Raw genomic sequence first — 25263 nt, forward strand, 5'->3', positions numbered from 1 at the left:
AGCCAATTGGGTTTGCCAATGACTCTGATAGCCCGGCGGGCCGATCCGGTACATGGGGATATGCTAGGGGCCATTCAAGCCGTCGCTGGAAAAAACAGCATCCATGCATAATTTTCTGGTGCCGGGGAAGAACAAAAGACTGGTGATTTAATTTGAATCAGGGTTTGTTGCCAGAACTTTCCGCTAGCATCCTCCGCAGATGCCCGTGTGTCCGGTTGTGTTGGCAACCAGTCCGCAGGTCCTGTCCCGGCCCGCTGCGTGTATTGCTCTTGTGTCGAGTCGATGCCGCTGCGGGCGGTTTGTTTTGTACGGGCTGGTGTCTTGCGCACGGCCCGATCAAAGGGAGTTCCGATGCTTTCGTTTGTTCTGAAGCGGCTCGGCCTGCTGATCCCGACCTTCTTCGGCATCACGCTGATCACCTTCGGGCTGATCCGCATGATTCCGGGCGATCCGGTCGAGGTGATGATGGGCGAGCGCCGGGTGGACCCGGTCATGCATGCCGAAGCCATGCACCGGCTGGGTCTCGACAAGCCCTTGCCTGCGCAGTATTTCGATTACGTCAGCAGTCTGGCTCAGGGCAATTTCGGTGAATCGCTGGTCACACGCGAGAGCGTGTGGAAAGAATTCGTCACCCTGTTTCCGGCTACGGTCGAGCTGTCTGCTGCGGCCATGCTGTTCGCCATCGTGCTGGGCCTGCTGGCCGGAGTGCTGGCGGCCATCAAGCGTGGCTCGATTTTCGACCATGGCGTGATGGGCCTGTCGCTGACCGGGTTTTCGATGCCGATTTTCTGGTGGGGCCTGATCCTCATCATGTTTTTCTCGGTATCGCTAGGCTGGACGCCAGTGTCCGGGCGGATCGACCTGATGTACGACATCGAGCCGCAGACCGGCTTCATGCTGATCGACACCTGGCGTGCCGAAATGCTGGACCCGGAACTCAACGCCGGCGCTTTCCGCGATGCGCTGATGCACCTGATCCTGCCGGCGATCGTGCTGGGTACCATCCCGCTGGCGGTGATCGCCCGCATGACCCGCTCTTCCATGCTTGAGGTCCTGCGCGAGGACTACATCCGCACGGCGCGCGCCAAGGGCCTGAGTCCGCTGCGGGTGGTGTTCGTGCATGCGCTGCGCAATGCGCTGATCCCGGTCCTGACCGTCATCGGCCTGCAGGTCGGCGTCCTTCTGGCTGGCGCCGTGCTGACCGAAACCATCTTTTCCTGGCCTGGCATCGGCAAATGGCTGATCGACGCCATCAGCCGCCGCGACTACCCGGTGGTGCAGAACGGCATCCTGATCGTGGCCACCCTCGTCATCATCGTGAACTTCACGGTGGACATCCTCTACGGCGTGGCCAATCCGCGCATTCGTCACCAGAAATAAGGAGGACGGCATGTCTGACACTGCAAGTACGGCAAGTGCCGTCATCAGCCAGGATTCGCCGGCGTATCCGTCGCCGCTCAAGGAATTCTGGCAGAGCTTTTCGCACAACAAGGGTGCCCTCGCCGGTCTGGCATTCATGATCGTCATCGTGGCCTGTGCGCTGTTTGCACCGTGGCTGGCACCTTACGACCCGGTCGAGCAGCACCGCGACTTCCTGCTGGTGCCGCCGGTGTGGGCCGACGGCGGTACGGCCGCCTTCCTGTTCGGCACCGACGAAGTCGGGCGCGACATCCTGTCGCGGCTGATCCACGGAGCCCGCCTGTCATTGCTGATCGGCCTGTCGTCGGTGCTGCTGTCGCTGCTGCCGGGCATTGCGCTCGGGCTGACGGCTGCCTTTTTCCCCAGGGTGGCCGGCAGTTTCATCATGCGGCTGATGGACGTGATGATGGCCCTGCCCAGCCTGCTGCTGGCCGTGGCGATCGTGGCGATCCTCGGGCCGGGCCTGATGAACACCATGATGGCGATTGCCATCGTGGCGCTGCCCGGCTACGTGCGCCTGACCCGCGCTTCGGCCATGGCCGAACTCAACCGTGAATACGTGACCGCCAGCCGGGTGACCGGTGCCGGCACGCTGCGGCTGATGTTCATCTGCGTGCTGCCCAACTGCATGGCGCCGCTGATCGTCAACGCCACCATGGGCTTTTCCAGCGCCATCCTCGACGCCGCAGCCCTGGGCTTTCTCGGCCTGGGTGTCCAGCCGCCGACGCCGGAGTGGGGCACCATGCTGGCCAGCGCACGCGACTACATCGAGCGGGCCTGGTGGGTGGTGACCTTTCCGGGCCTGACCATCCTGCTGTCGGTTCTGGCAATCAACCTGATGGGGGACGGCTTGCGCGATGCGCTTGACCCGAAACTCAAGCGCGCGGCCTGAGGAGGACGACATGAGTCTGTTGGAAATCGCCAACCTGTCGGTCAGCTTTGGCCGTTTCAATGCAGTGGAAGGGGTGGACCTGACGGTGGAGGCCGGCGAGATCGTCGGCATCGTCGGTGAATCCGGCTCCGGCAAGTCGGTCACCATGATGGCGCTGATGGGCCTGCTGGACAGCAATGGCCACATCAAGGCCGACCGCATGCAGTTTGACGGCCAGGACCTGCTGACCATCAGCGAGCGGGCGCGGCGGCGCATTGTCGGCCGCGACATCGCCATGATCTTCCAGGATCCGATGACCAGCCTGAACCCGAGCTATACGGTGGGCTTCCAGATCATGGAGGTGCTCCGGCTGCACCAGGGGCTGCGTGGCAGCGCGCTGAAGGCGCGGGCGGTGGAACTGATGGAAATGGTGGAAATCCCGGCCGCCAAAAGCCGGCTGGACACGTTTCCGCACCAGCTGTCGGGCGGCATGAGCCAGCGGGTGGTAATCGCCATGGCGATTGCCTGCAACCCCAAGCTGCTGATTGCCGACGAGCCGACCACGGCGCTGGATGTCACCATCCAGGCACAGATCATGAACCTGCTGGTCAGCCTGCAAAAAGAGCAGGGCATGGCACTGGTGATGATCACCCACGATCTGGCGGTGATTGCCGAGGTGGCGCAGCGGGTGCAGGTGATGTATGCCGGCCAGGTGGTGGAGACCGGCACGGTGCCGCAGCTCTTCCGCACGCCGCGTCATCCGTATACCGGGGCCCTGCTGGCGGCCATTCCCGAGCACAGCAAGGGCGCCGAGCGCTTGCAGACGCTGCCCGGCGTCGTGCCGGGAGCGTGGGACCGGCCGGCCGGCTGCCTGCTGGGTCCGCGCTGTCCGTTTGCCCGGCCTGACTGCCACGCCAAACGCCCGAGTCTGGTGATGACGCCGCAGGGCGAATCACGCTGCTATTACCCGCTTGCCTATCCGGAGGTCGCATGAGTGACACCATTCTTTCTGCCCGCGATCTCACCCGCCACTATCAGGTGAGCCGGGGTTTCCTCAAGGGCGAGGCAACGGTCAAGGCGCTGAACGGCGTCAGTTTTGACCTCATGCCCGGCCGTACGCTGGCGGTGGTGGGCGAGTCGGGGTGCGGCAAGTCGACGCTGGCGCGCCAGCTGACCCTGATCGAAGCGCCGACGTCCGGCCGTCTGATGCTGGATGGCGTGGATGTCAGCCAGTCCGGTGCGGCTGTCGTCAAGAAACTGCGCCAGAAGGTGCAGATGGTGTTCCAGAACCCCTACGGTTCGCTCAATCCGCGGCAGAAGATCGGCCAGCAGCTGGGCGAGCCGCTGGCCATCAACCGGGCTGATCTTGACGCCGCTGCGCGCCGCGAGCGGGTGCAGGACATGATGGCGCGGGTAGGCCTGCGCAGTGAGCACTATTTCCGCTATCCGCACATGTTCTCCGGCGGCCAGCGCCAGCGCATCGCCATTGCCCGGGCGATGATGCTGAATCCGAAAATCGTGGTGGCGGACGAGCCGACCAGCGCGCTGGACGTGTCGATCCAGGCGCAGGTGCTCAACCTGTTCATGGACCTGCAAGAGGAGTTCCATACCGCCTATGTGTTCATCACCCACAACCTGGCGGTGGTCGAGCATGTGGCGGATGACGTGATGGTGATGTATCTGGGCCGGGCAGTGGAGGTAGCCGACAAGCCGACCCTGTATGCCCGCCCGCTGCATCCCTACACCCAGGCACTGCTGTCGGCCACACCGTCGATCCACCCGGAAAACCGCCGCATCAAGATCCGGATCGAGGGAGAGCTGCCCAGCCCGCTCAATCCGCCCGGCGGCTGTGCCTTCCACAAGCGCTGTCCGTTTGCCGACGCGCGCTGCAAGGAAGATGCACCGGAACTGCGTGCGGTCGGAGCCACGCAGGTGGCCTGCCACCACGCCGAGCGGATCAACAGCTGACCGCCGCTGTACCCGGCATGCAAAACGCCACCCGGCCGGGTGGCGTTTTTTTGCGTGGCGGTACGGTACTCAGACGCGCTCGGCCCACAGGTCGTGCTCGTCGGCATCGACGACCTTCACGGTGAGGATGTCACCCGGCCGGGCATTGCCCACGCCGTCGATGTAGACATTGCCGTCGATTTCCGGCGCATCGTAGCGCGAGCGGCAGGCCAGTCCGTCGGCTTCGCTGTCGACTTCGTCCACGATCACGTCGAGCGTGCGGCCGACCTTGGCTGCGAGGCGGGCGGCACTGATGCGCGCCTGTACTTCCATGAAGCGGGCCTGGCGCTCCTGCTTGATTTCTTCGGGAATCTGCCCGTCCATCGCCTTGGCCGGTGCGCCGTCGACGTTGGAATAGGTGAAACAGCCGACGCGGTCGAGCTGGGCTTCTTCAAGGAAACCGAGCAGTTCCTGGAAGTCGTCCTCGGTTTCGCCGGGGAAGCCGACGATGAAGGTGGAGCGCAGGGCGAGGTCCGGGCAGATGTCGCGCCATTTCTTGATGCGGGCCAGCACGTTTTCGCTGTTGGCCGGGCGCTGCATGGCCTTGAGCACCTTCTGCGAGGCGTGCTGGAACGGGATGTCGAGGTAGGGCAGCACCAGTCCTTCGGCCATCAGCGGAATGATCTCGTCGACGCTCGGGTACGGATAGACGTAGTGCAGGCGCGTCCACATGCCCATCTGGCCCAGTTCGCGTGACAGCTCCAGCAGGCGGGTGCGGATCGGCCGGCCTTGCCAGAAGCCGGTGCGGTACTTGAGGTCGACCCCATAGGCCGACGTGTCCTGCGACACCACCAGCAGTTCCCTGACGCCGCCTTTGGCGAGGTTTTCTGCCTCTTGCAGCACATCGTGAACCGGCCGGCTGACGAGATCGCCGCGCAGCTGCGGGATGATGCAGAAGGTGCAGCGGTGGTTGCAGCCTTCGGAAATCTTCAGGTAGGCGTAGTGCTTCGGCGTCAGGCGTACGCCGGTACCGGGCACGAGGTCGACAAACGGGTCGTGCGGCTTGGGCAGGTGGGCGTGAACGTGGGCCAGCACTTCGTCGGTGGCATGGGCGCCGGTGACGGCCAGCACCGACGGGTGCACGTCGCGCACCATGTTGCCGCCTTCGCGGGCGCCAAGGCAGCCGGTGACGATGACCTTGCCGTTTTCCTTCAGGGCTTCGCCTATGGCATCCAGCGATTCGGCCACGGCGTCGTCGATGAAGCCGCAGGTGTTGACGACCACCAGGTCGGCATTGTCGTAGCTGGACGACAGTTCGTAGCCTTCGGCCCGCAGGCGGGTGAGGATCTGTTCGGTATCGACCGAGGCTTTGGGGCAGCCAAGGGATACGACACCTATACGCGGGCTGGGGCTGGTCGTGGACTGGGTCATGGGCGTGCTCCGTATTGACGGATGATGTCCGGGCGGGCTGCGTGGGGCATGAGGGGATCATCCTTGCAAAAAACCTGAGGCCGACACTTTCGGGCGTCGGCCTCAGGTCAAAATCGCGCGGGATGATACAGCAACAACAGGCGCTTGGGGCGGCTTATTTTTTGGCGGGCTTGCCGGCCGGCGGGGCGGATTCGCCGGCTGCCGGGGTTTCGCCGGCATAACCGGCAAACGGGAAGCCGGTGAAGATCTGCTTGGTGCGTTCCTGCATCTGCGACTGCATCTCGACGAACATGTTGGTGCTCTGTTCGAGGTAGTTGGTCATCATGTTCTGTACGGCCGGGCCCTGGAACTTCATGTATTCGGCCCAGAGGTTTGAGCCTTGCGTCAGCGGGTTGTCGCCCATCATCTGGCGGGTCTGGTCCTGCAGCTTGTTCTGCATCTGCGAGAAGAGTTCGAGGTTCTTTTCCAGATAGCCGCCCATCAGGCCCTGCATGGCGTTGCCGTAAAAACGGATCAGCCGGGTCAGGACGTCGTAGGTGAAGAGCGGGGCGCCGGAGGATTCTTCTTCCAGGATGATCTGGAGCAATACGCTGCGGGTGATGTCTTCCTGGGTCTTGGCGTCGGTGACCTGGATGTCGATATGGTCGAGAACCAGCTGCTTGACGTCCTCCAGCGTGATGTAGGAACTGGTGGCGGTGTCATACAGACGGCGGTTCGGGTATTTCTTGATGACGCGTTTTTCCGTGGTCATGGTGTGTCTCCTGCAGCGGATTTTTATCGGTGTGAACGGCTGTACGGTGCAGCAAAGGTGTTGGAAGTCGTACGCATCATACGCGCCGCCGCAGCTATCCGGTAGCCATGCGGCATGAGTGTTGCATGCCCGCGGGGCTTGGGTTTGCTGCGTTGCGGCGGCCTCATAGTAGATGTAAATGACCTTGGCAAGTCATTAATCGTTATGGAGAAATTGCCATGACGAAATGCAATAACAGGTTGACGTTGGAATGCATGGCTCCATAGAATCATCCCGTATGTTGCGTAGCACAAACCTGTTCCGGATCCCCCATCCACGTCCGTCCATTGAGGAGACACCCATGTTTAACCAGGAAGAAATCCGCAAAGTGCATGCCAGCCAGATCGACTCGTTCCTGCGCCTGAGCCAGATTTCGTTCGGTGGTATCGAGCGTATCGTCCGCCTGCAACTCGACATGTCGCGCCAGTCGCTGGACGATCAGGGCAAGCTGGTGGGCGAGCTGGTCAAGCTCTCCAATCCGCAGGATGTGGCCAACCATGTCAGCAAGGCAGCCAGCGCTTCGCTGGAACAGGCCGTGAACCATGCGCGCAACCTGTACGAAGCCGTGTCGGAAATCCAGGGCGAAGTGGCCAAGCTCGCCGAAGACAACATCGGCCTGCTCAACAAGTCGATGATCAGTACCATCGATGCACTGGCCAAGAATGCACCGGCCGGCAGCGAGTCGGCCGTCAATGCCGTCAAGTCGGGCATCGCTGCCTCGGCCGCTGCCGTCAACAGCATGACCAAGGCAGCCCAGCAAGTAGCCGAATTTGCCGGTACCAGCGTCAAGGCTGCCTCGACCGCCACGGCTGACGCCGTGCGCAACGCCAGCAAGAAGGCCGCTTCGCAGGCAACGGCCTGACCGGCGCAGTCGTATCGCCAGCACACCCTGCCTGACCGGCAGGGTTTTTTGTTGGCCGCCGGCAGGACTACAATGGCAGTTTGTGATTTTTCAACATGATCGGCCTTGCACCCATGAAGATCAGTACCCAGTTCGACGCCGGCAGCATCGATGTTGTCTCAGCCGAGCGCTACGACGATATCCAGTTACGCCTGCGACCGGACAATGCAGCCGGATTTGCCCAGTGGTTCCATTTCCGGTTGCAGGGCGTGGCCTACCAGCCCTGTGTGCTGCGCATCCTCAATGCGTGCGATGCTGCCTATCCCGAAGGCTGGGATGACTACCAGGCCTGCGCCTCCTATGACCGCAGCAACTGGTTCCGGGTACCGACCCGCTATGAAAACGGCGAGCTGGTCATTGAACACACCCCGTTGTCCAACAGCGTCTATTACGCCTACTTCGAACCGTACAGCCATGAACGGCACCTTGACCTGATCGGCGAAGCCCAGGGCTCGGGCCTGTGCCAGCTGGATGACCTGGGTTCCACGCTGGACGGGCGGGACATCAACCTGCTGACCGTGGGCAACCAGGTCGCGTCCGACCTGAAAGTCTGGCTGATTGCCCGCCAGCACCCTGGCGAAACCATGGCCGAATGGTTTGTCGACGGTTTCCTGCGCCGGCTGCTTGACTGGCAGGATCCGCTGTCGCGGGCCTTGCTCGAACACGCCACGTTCTACATCGTGCCGAACATGAACCCGGACGGTGGCGTACGCGGCAACCTGCGTACCAATGCCGTCGGTGCCAACCTCAACCGTGAGTGGCTGGCACCCAGTGCCGAGCGCAGTCCGGAAGTGCTGTGCGTCCGGCAGAAGATGCAGGAAACCGGTGTCGACCTGTTCCTCGACATCCACGGCGACGAAGCCATTCCTTACGTGTTTGTGGCCGGTACCGAAGGTGTGCCCGGCTATGGCGAACGCATTGCCGTGCTTGAAGCCCGCTTCAAGGAAACGCTGGCGCTGGCGAGCCCGGATTTCCAGGATACCCACGGCTACGACAAGGATGCACCGGGAGAAGCCAATCTCAGCCTCGCTACCAACTGGGTCGGACACACGTTCGGTTGCTTGGCCTTCACGCTGGAAATGCCGTTCAAGGACAACGACAACCTGCCTGACGACGACTACGGCTGGAGCAGCCAGCGCAGTATCCGGCTGGGCGAGGCCATGCTGAACCCGGTTTACGCCGTGCTCAACCGCCTGCGCTGACCGCCCTTCGGCGGCTGGATGTGAACAGGGACGCTGCCAGCGTCCCTGTGTTTTTCCGGCATCAGTCCAGAAAGGCCGAGCAGGCAGCCAGTGCCGGTGTCAGCGTGTCGGCAGACCGGCATTCCAGCCGGACGAGGTCCGGCATTGAGCGCATCCAGGTAATCTGCCGCTTGGCCAGCTGGCGGGTGGCGGCGATGCCGCGCTCGATGAATTCGTCTTCGCTGCATTCTCCGCGCAGCCATTCCCACGCCTGCCGGTATCCGACGCAACGCATGGAGGGCAGATCCGGATGCAGTTCCGGATAGTCATGCAGTAGCGTCCGCATTTCATCCACGAAGCCTGCATCCAGCATCAGCCGGAACCGGCGGGCAATGCGCTCGTGGATCCAGGCACGCTCACCGGTATCCAGTGCAAGCCGGAGTACGTTGAATGGCAATGCTGTTGTCTTTTCGTCGGTGTGGAAACTGGACAGCGGCTGTCCCGTCAGCTGCCACACTTCCAGCGCGCGCTGGAGCCGCTGGCTGTCGTGGGGGGCCAGGCGTGCAGCTGTCTGCGGGTCAATCCGGGCCAGTTCCTGATGCAGGGCCGGCCAGCCCAGCATGGCAGCCCGGGCATCCAGTCCGGCCCGGATGGCCGGATTGGCCGGGGGCAGGTCCGACAGCCCTTCGGCAAGTGCCTTGAAGTACAGCATGGTTCCGCCGACCAGCAGCGGAATGCGGCCGCGGGCAACGATATCGTCCATCAGGGAGCGGGCATCAGCCACAAATTCAGCGGCTGAATAGCGTTCGAGCGGCGAGCGGATGTCGATCAGGTGATGCGGTGCCTCGGCGAGTTCATCCGCTGTCGGTTTGGCCGTACCGATATCCATGCCGCGATAGATCAGGGCTGAATCCACGCTGATCAGCTCGACCGGCAGGCGCTTTGACAGCTCGATGGCGAGTCCGGTCTTGCCGCAGGCGGTGGGTCCGATCAGGAAGATGGCCTTGGGGAGGGACATGCAGGACTCCAGCGGCAAATGGCAGGAAAAGGGGAAGAGGCGGAGGGTAACAGAGCCGGGCTGCGGGTCAAAATCACCTCCTAGTTGATAGGCATAATGGTATGATTGGTTGCCATTCCTTTAGAATGAACCGGTAGTTTTGGGCGTGTTCATGTAATTGAAGGCAAGGGTTTTCCGGTGCCGGAGAACAGGTTCAGACCAGCCTCGACATTTTTCCCTACATGACAAACCAGCAATATTCAGCGTTGTTTCACGACCCCAAGTGGGTGAATGAGGCTTTGCGCGCCGGCAATACCGGGTTGTGGAAAATCACCCTGTACCCAGAGCAGGAGCGCTATGAAATGGTCGGCAATGAAACCATGCTGGAGCTGCTGGGGCTGGATGCTCATCCCGAACCTGGCGTGTGCTACCAGCACTGGCACGAGCGCATTTCGCCCGCGTATGAAAGCCAGGTGGTGGAATGCGTCGAACGCATCGTCTCCAACCACTATGCCGAGGTCGAATATCCATGGGAGCACCCCGAGCTCGGTCGCATCCATATCCGTTGTGGTGGCCGTCTGGTCGGCAACCACGGCAACTGGTTCGAGATCATGGGCTATCACCAGGACGTCAGCGAAATCCAGACCATGCGCGAGCAACTGGCGCAAAGCCTGTCGCAACTGGACCAAGCCAACCACGACGCGCTGACCGGCCTGATGACCCGCCGCATCTTTTTCAACCAGCTGGGTGACTGGCTGACCATGAACCTGGCCCGGCGTGGCGCGTACATCCTGATGGCCGACATTGACCACTTCAAGGCCATCAACGATACCCATGGTCACATTGCCGGTGACGCTGTCATCCGCACCGTGGCCGACTGCCTGCGGGCCGAGTTGCGGGCCGACGACCTGAGCTGCCGCTTTGGTGGCGAAGAATTCTGTGTGCTGATCCCGACCGGCCAGACGGCCAACGCCGTGGCCATGGCCGAGCGTATCCGCCGGCGTTGTGAAAACACCCCGGCTGTCTTCCGCGACCGAGTCATTCCTTTCCGGATCAGCATCGGGCTGGCACCCGTGCCGACCGAAGGCGCCCAAGGCATCCGGCCGGACGAAAAATGGGTGGAGCATCTGCTGGAAGATGCCGACCAGGCCCTGTACGAGGCCAAGCGTACCGGGCGTAACCGCACCTGCATGCTGCTGCCCGGCGCCGATGGCGTCAGCCGCATGACCTGCGTGCTGTCCTGATCTGGTGTCATGCCGCACGGCGTGCTGCGCCGCGGGCTGACCTCTCCGGTTTGCCCGACCTCATGCAGGGGCTGCTGTTCGTACCGGGGCATGTGGCCAGACATCGTCATTGCTACCCGGACCACGGACCGTGTCCCGGCCCTGCGCTGGTGATGACTGATTCCCTAAGGTATGCAGGCACGCCTGCTCCAGCCGCCTTGCCGGCAGCCTGCCTGGTACACAGGCCGGGCCATGGGCAATGTCCACCATTGAAGATCGGTCGCACACAGAATGCCGTGGGCACTGACTGAGTGCGGCCTGTCATGCTTGATGGCCGGTTTTCTCCGGGTACCAGCTGCTGGCTGCCCGTTCCGGACCTGCCTGCCCCGTTCCGGCATGTCAAAAAAGCCGGGCCGGTGTTGCCCGGCTCGTGCCAGCAGCGGGTTCGGCTACCGTTCCGCACGGTGACCAGAAACGTGCAGCCCTGCGGTGATCGATTTGTCCTGCACTGGTGGCCGGTACCGTGCCGGCATGTGGCGCGGCTACGGCCTGAGCAGTTGCTGTCCGGCCAGTTCGCCCAGCCGTGCCAGCCGCCTGTCCTGGTCGGCATCCCACGGAGCCGTACAGGACAGGCGCAGGGCATGGCGATAGCCGCCCCGTGCCGAAAACAGCGGGCCGGGGGCCATGCCGATGCCTTCCTTCCGGGCTGCGTGGAACAGCTTCACGCTGTCGAATGCCGGGTCCGGCAATTCCAGCCAGAGTGCAAAGCCGCCCTGGGGGCGGGAAAAGCGCGTGCCGGGCGGAAAAAACCGTTCAACCGCATCGGCTACCAGCTCGACCTGTTCGCGGGTGCGGCGACGGAACTGGCGCAAGTGGCGCTGGTAGCCGCCGTCCTCCATGAAGCGGGCCAGCACCAGCTGGTTGAGCGAGGGAGTGGAGTGGGTAGTGATGTATTTCTGTATCAGCACCCGGTCGCGGTAGCGGCCGGGTTCGATCCAGCCGATACGCAGCCCCGGTGCCACGGCCTTGGTCAGCGAGGAGCAGTAGAGCACGTGTCCGGTACGGTCAAACGCCTTGATGGGACGGGGGCGCGGGCCGCTGAAATGCAGTTCGCCATACACATCGTCTTCGATCAGCGGAATGTCGCGCTCGCTCATCAGCTTGGCCACCTGGGCCTTGGCATGATCCGGCATCAGTGCCCCGGTCGGATTGGAAAAATTCGGCACCAGCACCACGGCCTGCACGGCATGGTCCCGCGTGGCCAGCTCCAGCGCTTCCACTGAAATGCCGGTGGCCGGATCGGTGGGGATTTCCACCACCCGCAGGCCGAGGGATTCCAGGCACTGGAGCAGGGAAAAATAGGTGGGAGACTCGACTGCCACCACGTCACCGGGCCGGGTCAGGGCGCGCAGGGCCAGATTGAGAGCCTCGATGGTGCCGAGGGTGACGATCAGGTTGTCCGGTGCCATCTGCCCACCCCAGGCCAGCGCATGCCGGGCCACCTGGCGGCGCAGTTCCGGAATGCCGCTGGGCGAGCCGTAGTCGGCCAGCAGGTCCGGACGCCGGCGCGCGCAATCCACCAGCAGGCGTTGCAGCTGGGTGACCGGCAACAGTCCGGCTGGCGGGATGACGCTGCGGAATCCGCACAGTCGCCCCTCGTATTGCAGGCGGATGTCCTGCACATAGTTCCACAGCAGGGGATCGACTGTAATCGTGGTTGGCTGCATGGGTGGCGGCGGTGCGTCATGACTCTGGCGGCGCACGAAAAAGCCGGACTGGGGACGCGCATCCACCAGTCCCCGGTCTTCCAGCAGGCGGAAGGCTTCCTGTACCGTATTCAGGCTCAGCCCGGTACGTTCGCGCATGTTCCGCAGCGAGGGCAGGCGTTCGCCGGCGTGCAGGATGCCTTGATGGATCTGGCCGGCAATGTCGTCGGCCAGCTGGCGGTACAGGGCTGGAGTCGGTGCGTTCATGCAAAAATCATAAACGATGTGGCGGTGCAGCACAGTGACAGATTGCGCTCTCCGGGAGGGTGACAGTTGCCGCCAGGCTGCAACTGTACTGCTGCAACTTGTGCCCGGGTGTGGCTGTCGGGACCGGTGCCGTGACCCGTAATCTGGTGCCATCAACCGGGGAGGAACATGGCATGGACAAGCTGCTGCTGACGGAATGGAAATTGCGGGCGCTGGAGGGCAACGTATCGCGCCAGTTTTACTGTGAACGCGGCGTGGTATGGATCACGGCCGGTCCGCGCGACATTACCCTGCGGGCCGGAGAAAGCTGGACCCAGCCGGTGATGGCGGCTGGCTGCAAGGTGCTGGTGCAGTCGATGGTGGCCGAGTCGGTGTGCTGGGTGAGGGGAGAGGTGGCGCCAGCCCGTTTTTACGGATTGCAGCGCTGGCTGGAGGCCTTGCCCGGCAATGCCGGATAGGGAAGCGGGCGGCATGGCCGCCCGCAGTTTGTTTCAGCCGGGCCGCCGGCAGGCCATCAGGTAGTTGACGCTGGTATCGGCCGGATCGAGTACGTAATCGCGCGGCAGCGGACGGTAGCGCATGCCGGACACATCGACCACTTCCAGCCCGGCCTGGCGCGTCATGCGTGCCATTTCCGACGGGCGGATGAAGCGGGCGTAGTCATGCGTGCCGCGCGGCAGCCAGTTCAGCACGTATTCCGCACCCACCACGGCCATCAGGTAGCTCTTGAGGTTGCGGTTGAGGGTGGAGAGGAATACGTAGCCGCCCGGTCTGACCAGGGCGGCGCAGGCGCTGATGATACTCTGCGGATCCGGCACGTGCTCAAGGAGTTCCATGCAGATCACGCTGTCAAAGCTGGCCGGCACTTCGGCGGCCAGGGTTTCGACGGCAATGCAGCGGTAATCGATGGAGAGCCCCTGGTCGAGCGCGTGCAGCTGCGCCACTTTCAGCGATTTTTTCGCAAGATCGATGCCGGTGACGCTGGCTCCGGCCCGGGCCAGCGCTTCGGACAGGATGCCGCCACCGCAGCCCACGTCGATGACGCGGGTGCCGGCCAGCGGAGCGTGGTGGTCGATATACCCCGTGCGCAGCGGATTGATCTGGTGCAAGGGCTTGAACTCGCCGTCCAGATCCCACCATTTGTGGGCCATCTGGCTGAACTTGTCGATTTCAACGTGGTCGACGTTTTCCTGCATGGTGCAACATCCTGCAAAAAGCGGGTGCGTGGACCCGCAGTCATCAATTGCGGGCGGCAATGCGCTCGCGCCATTCGGCCGCGGTGGCCTTGAGGACCGGCAGGTCCAGCGTGGTCAGCCGGCCGGCCTGCAACAGGCGCTCGCCTGCCACCCATACCTCTTCGACCTGCTCGCGGCCGGCGGCGTACACCAGATGCGAGATCGGATCAAAAGCCGGAGCGGTTTCGACGCAGTCCAGATTCAGCGCGATGGCGTCGAACTGCTTGCCCGTTTCCAGTGATCCCACCCTGTCGTCAATGCCCAAGGCCCTGGCGCCGTTGAGCGTGGCCATGCGCAGGGCCGTGGCGGCCGGCACGGCGGTCGGGTCCAGCGTGCCGACCTTGGCCAGCAGGGCAGTCATGCGGGTGTCGGCCAGCATGTCGAGCTTGTTGTTGCTGGCGGCGCCATCAGTGCCGATACCGACATTGATGCCGGCGTCCAGCATCCGGCTGACCGGGGCAATGCCGCTGGCGAGCTTCATGTTGGAGGTCGGGTTGTGCGCCACGCTGATGCCGTACCTGGCTGCCAGCTCCAGATCGCCGTCATCGACATGCACCATGTGCGCAGCGGTCAGCCGCGGCGACAGCAGGCCCAGACCGGCCAGACGCGCCAGCGGCCGGACACCGTGGTCGCGCAGGCTGTCAGCCACTTCGCCGGCCGTTTCGTGGATATGGCAATGCACCAGCATGTCGGCCTGCTCGGCGGTGGTGACAATCTTGCGGAAAGTGTCGTCCGACACGGTGTAGGGCGCATGCGGCGCCAGCGTGAACGTAACGCGCTCCTCGCCCAGGTAGTCCTGCCGCTCGGCCAGGGCTTTTTGCAGGTATTCATCAGCACAGGCGGCGTAATTGGTCGGGAACTCCAGGATGGTGCAGCCGACGAAGGTGCGCAGTCCGGCCTGAAGGCCGGCGCGGGCCACCGCACCATGGAAGAAGTACATGTCGTTGATGGTGGTGGTACCACTGCGGATCATTTCGGCCATGGCCAGCAAGGTGCCGTCAAAGACGAAATCATCACGCACATGCCGGCCTTCGGCCGGCCAGATGTGGTTGGTTAGCCAGTCCATCAGTGCCAGGTCGTCGGCATAGCCGCGCAGCAGGGTCATGGCCGAATGGCCGTGCAGGTTGATCAGGCCCGGCAGCAGCACGTGCGAGGGCAGGCTGACGGTTTCGCCGGCCTGCCAGTGGGCACGCTCGGCCGGTGACAGGATGGCGGCAATGCGGCCGCCGGAAACGGCGAGGCTGTGGTGTTCGAGCACGGTGGCGTGCGGCTCGACCGGAACGATCCAGCGGGCATCCACCAGCAAGTCGGCATGGGGCATGGCGTGCAAGTCTAAAGAGGGAAATGCGGCGAGTGTAGGAGGGCTGCCGTCCGCGGGCAAGACAAACGGGCCGCCCTTGCAGGGCATGCAAACTCCTGACCGGCCGGGCAGGAGGGCGGAAATGCAGTGGCAGGCAGACTGGCCGGTGTGAAGGAGGCTGGTGCCGGACAGGTGCGGGCCTGGCGTGACGGGCCATCGTCTGCAGGTCCGGTCCCCGTCCGGCGGACTTCAGCCGGGGTACGGGGACTGGCGGTTTACAACAGTGATTCTTCGATCTGTTCCAGCAGGCTGCTGACACAGTCCATGTGATCGGATACGACGGGGTCTTCGTCGTTTGCCAGTACGAGTGCCTCGTTGCGGGCATCTTCCATGGCTTTGTACAGGTCGACTCCTTGATCCCGGATATGCTTGATGACGAGGGCAACGGCGATCTGGCTACAGCGCACATGCTTGCAGGTAGGGCGGGGAGGGGTACTCATTACTGCTCCAGTCATGACACAACTTGAAAGCAAGTTGTCCTAAATAGTCCATTGGCAGTTTACGGGAATTTAAGTGGAATTACTTATATCCGCCCCGGCAAAGCTTGTTTGCATGCGACATGGATTTTCTTGTCATCGTGAAGCGTGGTGCCGGATGCATGCCGGCGCAGAAAGCGGGCCAGGCAAGCAGGTGAAACGGCAGCACCAGCCAGGGAAACTTGCCAAAGTTGAGAATGGCCCGGCAGGACCGGCCGGACCATAAGGTAGGAAAATTGACCTTTATGACCGTTTTCAATGCGGTCCGGCCTGACTGTTGTGGCAAAGATGCAGCAGACCGTCCAGGCACAGGTCAAAACGCAGCATGTCCCAGTGGATTTCCCGCGGGAGCAGCTTGAATTGCTGCAACTGTTCCGGTGTGGCATCGCGCAACCGGGGAAACCATGCCAGCGGTACACGAAGATCCTTGCCGCTGGAAAGGCGGGCAGTCAGATGGGTGGCATCGAATCCGAGGCTGACAAAATGCAGGTCGGCAGCGGGCGTGTCGGCAGGGCGGTGTTCCATGGGCAGCACTCGCAAGGAAGGAGAAAGAGCGCACGCATCATTGCACAAGCCCGCTCCGGCGACTATCGGCCGGATGGTCTGGCCGGATTCCGCACGGCAGGCAGATATGCAGCGGCCGCAGCATCGGGGCTGCGGCCGCTGTCTTGCCAGGCTTTGCCGGAACCGGTCAGAGCACCCAGCCCACCACGCTGATCACCATGCACAGGCTGCCGCCCAGTACAAAGAGGTGCCAGATGCCGTGGCCGTGGCGGATTTTCTCGTCGTTGATGAACCAGTACACGCCAATGCTGTATACCAGCCCGCCCAGCACCAGCCAGACCAGGCCCGCAGTGGCCAGGTTGGCGATCAGGGGCTTGATGGCAATCAGCACCAGCCAGCCCATGACCAGATAGATCAGCAGTGACAGCCAGCGGGTCTGGCTTTTGCGGCTGATGGTTACCTCCTGCACGATGCCGAATGCGGCCAGTCCCCAGATCAGGCCGAACAGGGTCCAGCCCCAGGTACCCTGCAGGGTGACCAGGGCATACGGGGTGTAGCTGCCGGCAATCAGCAGGTAAATGGCGCAGTGGTCGAATTTTTGCAGCACGTTTTTGCTGCGGCCCTTGACGCTGTGGTACAGCGTCGAAATCACGTACAGCAACACCAGCGTGGCGCCGAACACGCTGGCACCGACCACGCGGTACGGGTCGCTGGTACCGGCCGCAATGACCACCATGGTCACCAGTGCGCCGATGCTGGCCACCGCGCCGACCATGTGGCTGATCGCATTAAAGCGTTCTCCGTAATACATCGTTCCTCCCTGAAACCGCCGGTTTGGCCGCCGTGCTGTCCGGTGGTCTTTTACCCGGTATAAAAACAGCCCAAACCACGATATGACACAGCTTGATCCTGCCGGGTTGCGCACGGCTTAAGATTTGACCTTTTCACGGGCCAGTTGTCTGGCGGCCCGCCAGCCGAAGCGGGCCGGATCGCAGGCCTCGGCCAGGTCCCGCTCGACCGGCAAGGGCTCACCGCAGATCTGGCTGGCCAGCAGCTCGCCTGCCAGCGCGCCCCATGCAAGGCCGCGGGCACCGAAACCGAGGGCGCAGTAAAGCCCCGGAGCACGCTCGATCCGGGCCGGCTTGACGTCAAAACGGGCGCCTGCGGCCGGCAGCGGTCCGACCAGCGGCAGGCGGTCGGGTGAGCTCGGGCGGTCGCAGCCGCGGCCGGTCAGGGTGTCCGGTAAAAAACCGGTCTGCTGGCCCGGCAGCATGCGCCCGAGCTTGTCTAGGTTGGCCGCGTGCCAGTGCGGATCTGCTTCGGCACCGGCCGGTGCCTCGGTCGCACCCAGTACGCGCAGGCCGTTCAGGGCCGGTGTCAGGTAGGCATTGCGGCAGATCACGATGTCGCGGGCGGCCAGGGGCGTCGTTTCCGGCAGCAGCGTGACCACGCGCCGGCTGTTGCTGAGCGGCAGGCTGGCGGTCTGTGCGAGATGCAGGGCGTCGGTGGCATTGGCAATGATGGCGACGGGAGCCCGGGCGAGTTCGGTGCCGGCAGCGTCGCGGGCCACCCAGTCGCCCGAGCCGGGATCGCGCTCCAGCTGTGCCGCGGCCGCGCGGGTCAGCACCCGGATGAGCGGGCCGTGGGCATTGAGCTGGCTGCGGCAGTAGGCCGGCGGGTGAATCCAGCTGCCCTGGGCAAACCACCAGCCGCTGGTCGGAACGCGGGCTCCGGCCAGTACCGACGCCTCGGCAGCATCCATCCAGCGGGCGTAGCCCTCGGGAAAACCGGCAGTTTCAATCACGCGTCGTTGCAGTGCGGCCTGCTCGTCATCCCGGGCCAGTTGCAATACGCCACACTGGCCGTGTTCAAACGCCGGCAGTTCGGCAAAACGCGACAGGGCATACAGGAATCCGGTGCGTGCCAGCCGGGCCTGCAGGTTGTCGTCCAGTGACAGGACCGGCAGCAGCACGCCGACATGGTTGCCCGAGGCACGCTGCGCCGGGGCGGATTCGCGCTCCAGCACGGTGACCTGCCAGCCGCGGGCCGCCAGCCGTTCGGCGGCAGCGGCACCGGCCAGCCCGGCCCCGATGACCAGTGCTTCCTGGCGTGACCAGCAAGGCTGGCGCACCGGTGTCTGCCGGGCATAAACGCCGCCCAGCATCTGTCGCTTGCCGCCGAAGCCCGGCCGGCGCTCGACCGCAAAGCCGGCGTCGATCAGGCCGCGGCGCACGAAACCGGCAGAGGTGTAGGTGGCCAGCGTGGCTTGCGGTCTGGCGAGGCGTGCCAGTGTCCGGAACAGGGCCGGGGACCAGAGTTCGGGGTTTTTGGCCGGCGAGAAGCCGTCAAGGTAAAAGGCATCGACGCGGGCGACCAGCTGGGGCAGCAGGGTCTGGGCATCGCCCAGCAGCAGCGTGAGCACCACGCGTCCTTCGTCGAAGGTCAGCCGGTGAAAGCCCGGTGTGAGCACGGGCCAGCGGGCCTGCAGGTCGGCGGCTTCGCGGGCGAATCCGGGCCATTGCGCGTGCAGGTGTTGCAGGCTGTCCCGCGTGAACGGGAATTTTTCCACCGAGATGAAATGCAGGCGCTGGCAGCGTTGCGGATCAGCCCGCCATGCGGCGAGGGTGGTGAGGAAATTGAGCCCGGGGCCGAAGCCGGTTTCCAGCATCGTGAAAACGGCTTGCCCCTGCCAGGCTGCAGGCAGGTTGTTGCCGTGCAGGAAAACCTCCCGGGACTGGCCCGGTCCGCCGTCGGCAGAGTGGTAAACATCGTCAAAAACCGGACTGAATGGCGTGCCGTCGGAGCGGAATTGCAAAGGGGCTGGCTGGATGGACATGGGGAATCAAATGTTGATTAGAGTTGTATCAAATACGCATTCAAGATTGTTGGACGCTGTGACATGGCAGGAATAGGATGTTTGCAAAATTTTTAAAGCCATAAAATCAGGAGAACTGCTCATGAGTGAAAACGGCATCAGCCATCCTACGGATGTTCCGGTTGATGTGGTGGACGCCCCCACTGCTGTTGTTGAAACAGGCGAAGAAGCTCCGGCCGGAGTGGCAGTCAATGCACCGCCTCCGCGTACCCGGGCCAGCCGCATGAAAGTGGCCCGTGACCGGGCGCACGAGCAATCACTGACCGATATCCGGGCCAGTGGGCTGGGTCCGAATGCCATCGAAGTGGCCAATGCACCGTCCGGCAGTTCGGAGGACAGCAATGAAGCTCCGCTGCCTGCCAATTATCCTTATCGAACGCGGATGCGGCGAGCCGAATATGAACGGCTCAAGGCGGAATTGCAGATCGAGCTGCTGAAAGTGCAAAGCTGGGTCAAGGAAACCGGTCAGCGCATCATTATCCTGTTTGAAGGACGCGATGCTGCCGGCAAGGGTGGAACCATCAAGCGCTTTACCGAACACCTCAATCCGCGTGGTGCCCGGGTCGTGGCCCTGGAAAAACCCTCGGATGTCGAGCGCGGACAGTGGTATTTCCAGCGTTATATCCAGAACCTGCCGACTGCCGGGGAAATCGTCTTCTTTGACCGTTCCTGGTACAACCGCGCCGGGGTTGAACGGGTGATGGGATTCTGCTCTCCGGCGGAATACCTTGAATTCCTGCGCCAGGCACCGCAACTGGAGCGGATGCTGACCAACAGCGGCGTGCATCTTTTCAAATACTGGTTTTCGGTCAGCCGGGAAGAGCAATTGCGCCGGTTCATCTCCCGCCGGGATGATCCGCTCAAGCACTGGAAACTGTCGCCGATCGACATCCAGTCGCTGGACAAGTGGGATGACTATACCGCTGCCAAAAAAGCCATGTTCTTCCATACCGATACGGCTGATGCTCCGTGGACGGTGGTGAAATCCGACGACAAGAAGCGCGCCCGCCTCAATTGCCTGCGCCATTTCCTGCATACGCTCGACTATCCGGGCAAGGATCCGAAAGTGGCGCATATGCCTGATGGCCTGCTGGTTGGACCGGCCTCACGCCTGTTTGAAGCTGATGAGCGGATAATGGACGTATCCCAGGTATTCTGACGAACCGGTTTTGCTTGGCGGAACAGGCTCCTGTAACGGGCCTGTTTTTTTATGCCCTGGTTTTATCGGCGGTTGATTGCCATGTTGTGGCCAGGATTAATCGGCTTAATGCCTTTTTTGCACGAAAAAATAATCTTTCACTTGCTAATTGTAAATCTGCCCTTAATATTGCAACTTGACAATCCAAGTCGTGGATTGTTTGTTATCACGCGATCAAGGAAATCGAACAATGGATCTCAAGAATCTTGATTACCCGGCTCTTATTGCACTGCTGGGCGATGTTGAAAAAGAAATTGCTGCACGCGAAGCTGCCGAGAAAGAAAACGCCCGCCGCCAGATCATGGATCTCGCGCGCAATTACGGGCTGTCAATTGAAGAAGTGCTGAACCCGGCCAAGAATGCCCGCAAGCCGGTCGAAGCCAAATACCGCAATCCGGAAAACGGCCAGACCTGGAGCGGTCGCGGTCGCAAGCCGAGCTGGATTACCGACCTGCTTGCGCAAGGCCGTACGCTGGAAGAGTTTGCCGTCCAATGAACCTGGACCCAAGCCGACGCCAGTCGTCCTGATCGCGGGACATCTCGCTGACTGCACCGCCCGCCTGGGTTTCCGGCCGGGCGGTTGTGTTTTGGGCGACTGCCCGCAGGCCGGCAATCGGCCTACAATGCAGCGCCCGTCCTGATTCCGGATTCTCCTGCCATGGCCGACATCGCCACCTTCCCCGGTTCTCCCTATCGCCTGCACCAGCCCTTCCCGCCGGCAGGCGACCAGCCGACTGCCATTGCCGGCTTGGTCGAGGGACTGTCCGACGGGCTGGCCTTCCAGACCCTGCTCGGGGTGACCGGTTCCGGCAAGACCTACACCATGGCCAACGTGATCGCTCGCACCGGGCGGCCGGCCATCATCATGGCGCCGAACAAGACACTGGCGGCACAGCTCTATGCCGAAATGCGCGAGTTCTTTCCGGAAAACGCCGTCGAATACTTCGTCAGCTATTACGACTATTACCAGCCGGAAGCCTACGTTCCCAGCCGTGACCTCTTTATCGAAAAAGACTCGGCCATCAACGAGCACATCGAGCAGATGCGGCTTTCGGCCACCAAGGCCATTCTCGAACGCCCCGACTGCATAATCGTCGCCACGGTCAGTGCCATCTACGGTATCGGTGACCCGTCCGACTACCACCAGATGATCCTGCACCTGAAGGAGGGCGACAAAACTGCCCAGCGCGACATCATCAAGCGCCTGACCGTCATGCAGTACGACCGTGCCGAACTGGACTTCAAGCGCGGCACCTTCCGCGTGCGCGGTGACGTCATCGACATCTTTCCGGCCGAATCGGCCGAGCTGGCCCTGCGCATCAGCCTCTTCGATGATGAAGTGGAAACCCTGCACCTCTTTGACCCGCTGACCGGACGTACCGACCACCGGGTCGGCCGCTTCACCGTGTTCCCTTCCAGCCACTACGTCACCCCGCGCGCCACCGTGCTGCGGGCCTGCGAGGCGATCAAGGAAGAACTGGCCGCCCGGCGCATGAGCTTCGATCTGGCCGGCAAGCTGGTCGAGGCGCAGCGCATTGAACAGCGCACCCGCTTTGACCTGGAAATGCTCTATGAAATGGGCTTTTGCAAAGGCATCGAAAACTACTCGCGCCATTTTTCCGGCAAGCAGCCGGGCGAAGCCCCGCCGACGCTGATCGATTACCTGCCCAAAAGCACGCTGATGATCATCGACGAGAGCCACGTCACCGTGCCGCAGATCGGCGGCATGTACAAGGGTGACCGCGCGCGCAAGGAAAACCTGGTCGAATACGGCTTCCGCCTGCCCTCGGCGCTGGACAACCGCCCGCTCAAGTTTGAAGAATTCGAGCGGATGATGCCGCAGACCGTTTTTGTCTCTGCCACGCCCGGGCCGTACGAAGCCAGCCACGCCGGGCAGGTGGTGGAACAGGTGGTGCGGCCGACCGGGCTGGTCGATCCGCAGATCAGCGTGCGTCCGGTCACCACCCAGGTGGACGACCTGATGAGCGAGATCACCGCCCGCGCGGCCAGCAACGAACGGGTGCTGGTCACCACGCTCACCAAGCGCATGGCCGAACAGCTGACCGATTACTACACCGAGCACGGCATCAGGGTGCGCTACCTGCACTCCGACATCGATACCGTCGAGCGGGTGGAGATCATCCGCGACCTGCGCCTCGGCCTGTTCGACGTGCTGGTCGGCATCAACCTGCTGCGCGAGGGACTGGACATTCCCGAGGTGTCGCTGGTAGCGATCCTCGACGCCGACAAGGAAGGCTTCCTGCGCAGCGAGCGCAGCCTGATCCAGACCATCGGCCGTGCCGCCCGCAACCTCAACGGACTGGCCATCCTTTACGCCGACAAGATCACGCCGTCGATGGAACGCGCCATCGGTGAAACCGAACGCCGCCGCCAGAAGCAGCAGGCGTTCAACGAGGCCAACGGCATCGTGCCGCGCGGCGTGCAGAAGAAGATCAAGGACATCATCGACGGTGTCTACCATGAGGAAACCGGTGCCCCGGCACCCAAAGCCGGCAAGCTGCACGATCCCAAGCAGCTCGCCCGCCTGATCAAGGACACCGAAAAGCAGATGCTCGACGCCGCCCGCGACCTGCGTTTTGAAGAGGCTGCCCGCCTGCGCGACCAGCTCCGGCAATTGCGCGACCAGTTGTTCGTCGACGAGGACTGAGGCGGCTCCGACGGGCCGCTATCAGCCGTCATTTCAGGTTTCGGGGCCGGCGGGCCAACGTTGCGGTCCGGGATGACCTGCTTCAGAGGCACCGGCATGGATGTCCGTACGCTTTGCTGTTGCTGTTGCTGTTGCTGTTGCTGTTGCTGCGACTGCGCTGCATGCCCCGTCTTGCCAGCCGCACCGGTTCCTGTTCCGGTTGTTTCTCCGTTACGTGGCTGCTTTGCCCGGATTTGCCGTCCGGGCGCGGAACCTGAGGCAGCGTCTGCCTTGTCTGCTTGAGGGCACGTCATGGCCGGACTGGCAGCAAGGAATGTGCTACCGGTCACCAGCTGGCCGTATGGTGTTGCCTTGTCAGGGTTTGTCAGCTGTTCATGCCGGCCGTACCCGGCAGGCATGAACATGAAGCGGACCTGTAGGGGCATGCGTCCGGGGCATTCCGGTGGCTTTCCGGTACGGATGTCCGCCATGGCCGTGCCTGCCTGCATTTTTGTCACCTGCCGGCTGGTGGCAGACCTTGCTCTGGATTTTCTTGCCGGCCGGCCACTCCGGTTCCGGCCCGGAACGGGGCATCCGGACGCCGGCATATGCTAAAGAAGCGTGCCGGTACTGCTGTGGCCGGCGCATCATTTCCGGGCGGAAGCTGGCGGTATCCGGCAGGTCACAGCGTGAGGCATGCCACCGGGACGGCGCTCAGGGCAGGAAGGCGTCAGTCGCCTCCAGCGGAGGCAGCAGTTTGCCGGGGTTGAACAGCTGCCGGGGATCGAAGGCGGCCTTGAGTGCGCGCATCAGGTCCAGCGTATCCTCGCCATGCTCGGCAGCCATGAAGCGCATCTTGTGCAGGCCCACGCCATGTTCGCCCGAGGCCGTGCCGTCCATGGCCAGTGCCCGTTCCACGATGCGGGTATTCACCGCCTCGGCCCGATCGCGGTCTTCCGGACGGTCCGGGTCGACCAGCAGCAGGACATGGAAATTGCCGTCGCCGACGTGGCCGAGCACGGTGGCGGTCAGGCCGCTGGCGGCGATGTCGGTGCAGGTAGCCGTAATGCATTCGGCCAGCCGCGAGATCGGTACGCAGACGTCGGTGGTGACGCCGACCGCGCCTGGCTGCAACTGCAACGAAGCGAAATAGGCCTTGTGGCGGGCGGCCCACAGGCGGCTGCGTTCTTCGGGCCGGCTGGCCCATTCAAAGTCCATGCCGCCAAACTCGCGGGCAATCGCCTGCACGGTTTCGGCCTGCTCGACCACGCCGGCTTCGCTGCCGTGGAATTCAAACAGCAGGGTGGGCGCTTCCCGCAGGCTGAGCTTCGAATACGCATTGACCGCCTGCACCGCCCGCACGTCCATGAACTCGACCCGGGCGACCGGAATGCCGAACTGGATGGTCTGGATCACGGTCTGTACCGCGCTGTCCACGTCGGGGAAGGCGGCAATGGCGGCTGACACCGCCATGGGTTGCGGATACAGGCGCACGGTGATTTCGGTGATGATGCCCAGCGTACCTTCCGAGCCGACAAACACGCGGGTCAGGTCGTAGCCGGTGGACGACTTGCGGGCGCGGCTGCCGGTCTTGACGATGCGTCCGTCGGCCGTCACCACGGTCAGCGCCAGCACGTTGTCGCGCATGGTGCCGTAGCGTACGGCATTGGTGCCGGAGGCGCGGGTGGCGGTCATGCCGCCCAAGCTGGCATTGGCGCCGGGGTCGATCGGGAAAAAGAGGCCGGTATGGCGCAGTTCGTCGTTCAGTTCCTCGCGGGTGACGCCGGCTTCCACCGTGGCCGTCAGGTCGTCGGCGTCCACACGCACGATGCGGTTCATGCGCGACAGGTCCACTGAAATACCGCCGTGCAGGGCCAGCACATGGCCTTCGATCGAGCTGCCGGCCCCGTAGGGAATCAGCGGCACGCCGTGTTCGCTGCACAGGCGCACGATGGCGGCGACTTCCTCGGTGGTGAGCGGCCACACCACGGCGTCGGGTGGCAGGGCCGGATAGGGGGACTCATCGCGGCCGTGCTGTTCGCACACGGCACGGGCGGTGGAAAAACGGTCGCCCAGGCGGGCGGTCAGGGCATCCTGGAGGGTTGTCGGCAGCATGATCGGGGGCACAAGAAGGGAAACAGCACCCAAGGGTAGCAATTTATGACGATCATGTAGAGGCGGGCGGGCACCAGCCATCTGTCGGCCTCGACCCGAAATGCCACGCCTGCGTTAGAA

General features: G+C 63.1%; 22 protein-coding genes. 11 read left to right on the forward strand and 11 right to left on the reverse strand.

All coding sequences use genetic code 11. The annotated features are described in order from the left end of the window. Positions 1 to 351: 351 nt before the first annotated feature. The 4 genes from G542_RS0105930 to G542_RS0105945 are packed head-to-tail and all read left to right on the forward strand — an operon-like array spanning position 352 to position 4258. On the forward strand, positions 352 to 1380 hold the full coding sequence (locus G542_RS0105930; RefSeq protein ID WP_027823649.1) for an ABC transporter permease subunit: 1029 nt from the start codon (positions 352 to 354) through the stop codon (positions 1378 to 1380). Between the two features lie 10 nt (positions 1381 to 1390). Then, positions 1391 to 2311, forward strand: coding sequence for an ABC transporter permease subunit (locus tag G542_RS0105935; protein ID WP_012696423.1), 921 nt, complete (start codon positions 1391 to 1393; stop codon positions 2309 to 2311). Positions 2312 to 2321: 10 nt separating this feature from the next. Beyond that, complete coding sequence (locus G542_RS0105940) at positions 2322 to 3284, forward strand: ABC transporter ATP-binding protein (protein WP_027823650.1); 963 nt, start codon at positions 2322 to 2324, stop codon at positions 3282 to 3284. After that, a complete protein-coding gene (locus G542_RS0105945; RefSeq protein ID WP_012696425.1) occupies positions 3281 to 4258 on the forward strand; it encodes a peptide ABC transporter ATP-binding protein in 978 nt (325 codons plus the stop codon). The genes G542_RS0105940 and G542_RS0105945 overlap by 4 nt, the downstream gene beginning before the upstream one ends. Positions 4259 to 4327: 69 nt before the next feature. On the opposite strand, the gene rimO is transcribed toward G542_RS0105945, so the two are convergent. Continuing rightward, a complete protein-coding gene (rimO, locus tag G542_RS0105950) occupies positions 4328 to 5668 on the reverse strand; it encodes a 30S ribosomal protein S12 methylthiotransferase RimO (RefSeq protein ID WP_027823651.1) in 1341 nt (446 codons plus the stop codon). 154 nt (positions 5669 to 5822) lie between these two features. Continuing rightward, entirely contained in the window at positions 5823 to 6419 is a 597-nt protein-coding gene (gene phaR / locus G542_RS0105955; protein WP_012696427.1) for a polyhydroxyalkanoate synthesis repressor PhaR, read from the reverse strand. 340 nt (positions 6420 to 6759) lie between these two features. On the opposite strand from phaR, the gene G542_RS0105960 reads away from it, so the two are divergent. Both G542_RS0105960 and G542_RS0105965 read left to right on the forward strand, forming a co-directional pair. Then, positions 6760 to 7320 (forward strand): phasin family protein, encoded by a 561-nt coding sequence (locus G542_RS0105960; RefSeq protein ID WP_027823652.1) that lies wholly within the window; start codon positions 6760 to 6762, stop codon positions 7318 to 7320. 113 nt (positions 7321 to 7433) lie between these two features. After that, the gene (locus G542_RS0105965; protein WP_012696429.1) at positions 7434 to 8561 is read left to right on the forward strand and encodes a M14 family metallopeptidase; all 1128 of its coding nucleotides are present in this window, start codon (positions 7434 to 7436) and stop codon (positions 8559 to 8561) included. 61 nt (positions 8562 to 8622) lie between these two features. Here G542_RS0105965 and miaA read toward each other — a convergent pair whose 3' ends face one another. After that, positions 8623 to 9558 (reverse strand): tRNA (adenosine(37)-N6)-dimethylallyltransferase MiaA, encoded by a 936-nt coding sequence (gene miaA / locus G542_RS0105970; protein WP_012696430.1) that lies wholly within the window; start codon positions 9556 to 9558, stop codon positions 8623 to 8625. 221 nt (positions 9559 to 9779) lie between these two features. On the opposite strand from miaA, the gene G542_RS17415 reads away from it, so the two are divergent. Next, positions 9780 to 10781: a GGDEF domain-containing protein gene (locus tag G542_RS17415; RefSeq protein ID WP_012696431.1), complete on the forward strand. Its 1002-nt coding sequence runs from the start codon at positions 9780 to 9782 to the stop codon at positions 10779 to 10781. A gap of 521 nt (positions 10782 to 11302) precedes the next feature. Here G542_RS17415 and G542_RS0105980 read toward each other — a convergent pair. Next, a complete protein-coding gene (locus tag G542_RS0105980; protein WP_012696432.1) occupies positions 11303 to 12733 on the reverse strand; it encodes an aminotransferase-like domain-containing protein in 1431 nt (476 codons plus the stop codon). 173 nt (positions 12734 to 12906) lie between these two features. Between G542_RS0105980 and G542_RS0105985 the strand changes: the two genes are divergently transcribed. Beyond that, complete coding sequence (locus tag G542_RS0105985; RefSeq protein WP_012696433.1) at positions 12907 to 13191, forward strand: hypothetical protein; 285 nt, start codon at positions 12907 to 12909, stop codon at positions 13189 to 13191. Between the two features lie 33 nt (positions 13192 to 13224). On the opposite strand, the gene ubiG is transcribed toward G542_RS0105985, so the two are convergent. From ubiG to mnmC, 6 genes are all read right to left on the reverse strand, one after another. Further along, entirely contained in the window at positions 13225 to 13929 is a 705-nt protein-coding gene (ubiG, locus tag G542_RS0105990) for a bifunctional 2-polyprenyl-6-hydroxyphenol methylase/3-demethylubiquinol 3-O-methyltransferase UbiG (RefSeq protein WP_012696434.1), read from the reverse strand. 43 nt (positions 13930 to 13972) lie between these two features. After that, on the reverse strand, positions 13973 to 15289 hold the full coding sequence (locus G542_RS0105995) for a TRZ/ATZ family hydrolase (protein WP_012696435.1): 1317 nt from the start codon (positions 15287 to 15289) through the stop codon (positions 13973 to 13975). A gap of 254 nt (positions 15290 to 15543) precedes the next feature. After that, positions 15544 to 15768: a hypothetical protein gene (locus G542_RS0106000; protein ID WP_012696436.1), complete on the reverse strand. Its 225-nt coding sequence runs from the start codon at positions 15766 to 15768 to the stop codon at positions 15544 to 15546. A gap of 291 nt (positions 15769 to 16059) precedes the next feature. Continuing rightward, complete coding sequence (locus G542_RS0106005; protein ID WP_051189937.1) at positions 16060 to 16329, reverse strand: DUF2442 domain-containing protein; 270 nt, start codon at positions 16327 to 16329, stop codon at positions 16060 to 16062. 166 nt (positions 16330 to 16495) lie between these two features. After that, on the reverse strand, positions 16496 to 17119 hold the full coding sequence (gene trhA, locus G542_RS0106010; protein WP_012696439.1) for a PAQR family membrane homeostasis protein TrhA: 624 nt from the start codon (positions 17117 to 17119) through the stop codon (positions 16496 to 16498). A gap of 117 nt (positions 17120 to 17236) precedes the next feature. Next, a complete protein-coding gene (gene mnmC / locus G542_RS0106015) occupies positions 17237 to 19144 on the reverse strand; it encodes a bifunctional tRNA (5-methylaminomethyl-2-thiouridine)(34)-methyltransferase MnmC2/FAD-dependent 5-carboxymethylaminomethyl-2-thiouridine(34) oxidoreductase MnmC1 (RefSeq protein WP_012696440.1) in 1908 nt (635 codons plus the stop codon). Between the two features lie 121 nt (positions 19145 to 19265). Between mnmC and ppk2 the strand changes: the two genes are divergently transcribed. The 3 genes from ppk2 (at position 19266) to uvrB (ending at position 23049) form a co-directional block, all read left to right on the forward strand. Next, complete coding sequence (gene ppk2 / locus G542_RS0106020; RefSeq protein ID WP_012696441.1) at positions 19266 to 20342, forward strand: polyphosphate kinase 2; 1077 nt, start codon at positions 19266 to 19268, stop codon at positions 20340 to 20342. Positions 20343 to 20571: 229 nt separating this feature from the next. Continuing rightward, positions 20572 to 20877: an H-NS histone family protein gene (locus G542_RS0106025; RefSeq protein ID WP_027823656.1), complete on the forward strand. Its 306-nt coding sequence runs from the start codon at positions 20572 to 20574 to the stop codon at positions 20875 to 20877. A 162-nt stretch (positions 20878 to 21039) separates the two neighbouring features. Further along, positions 21040 to 23049, forward strand: coding sequence for an excinuclease ABC subunit UvrB (gene uvrB / locus G542_RS0106030; protein ID WP_012696443.1), 2010 nt, complete (start codon positions 21040 to 21042; stop codon positions 23047 to 23049). A 693-nt stretch (positions 23050 to 23742) separates the two neighbouring features. Here uvrB and G542_RS16100 read toward each other — a convergent pair. After that, the gene (locus G542_RS16100) at positions 23743 to 25143 is read right to left on the reverse strand and encodes an FAD-binding oxidoreductase (protein WP_051189938.1); all 1401 of its coding nucleotides are present in this window, start codon (positions 25141 to 25143) and stop codon (positions 23743 to 23745) included. Positions 25144 to 25263 lie beyond the last annotated feature (120 nt).

The sequence above is a fragment of the Laribacter hongkongensis DSM 14985 genome, assembly GCF_000423285.1.
In the GTDB taxonomy this organism is placed as follows: domain Bacteria; phylum Pseudomonadota; class Gammaproteobacteria; order Burkholderiales; family Aquaspirillaceae; genus Laribacter; species Laribacter hongkongensis.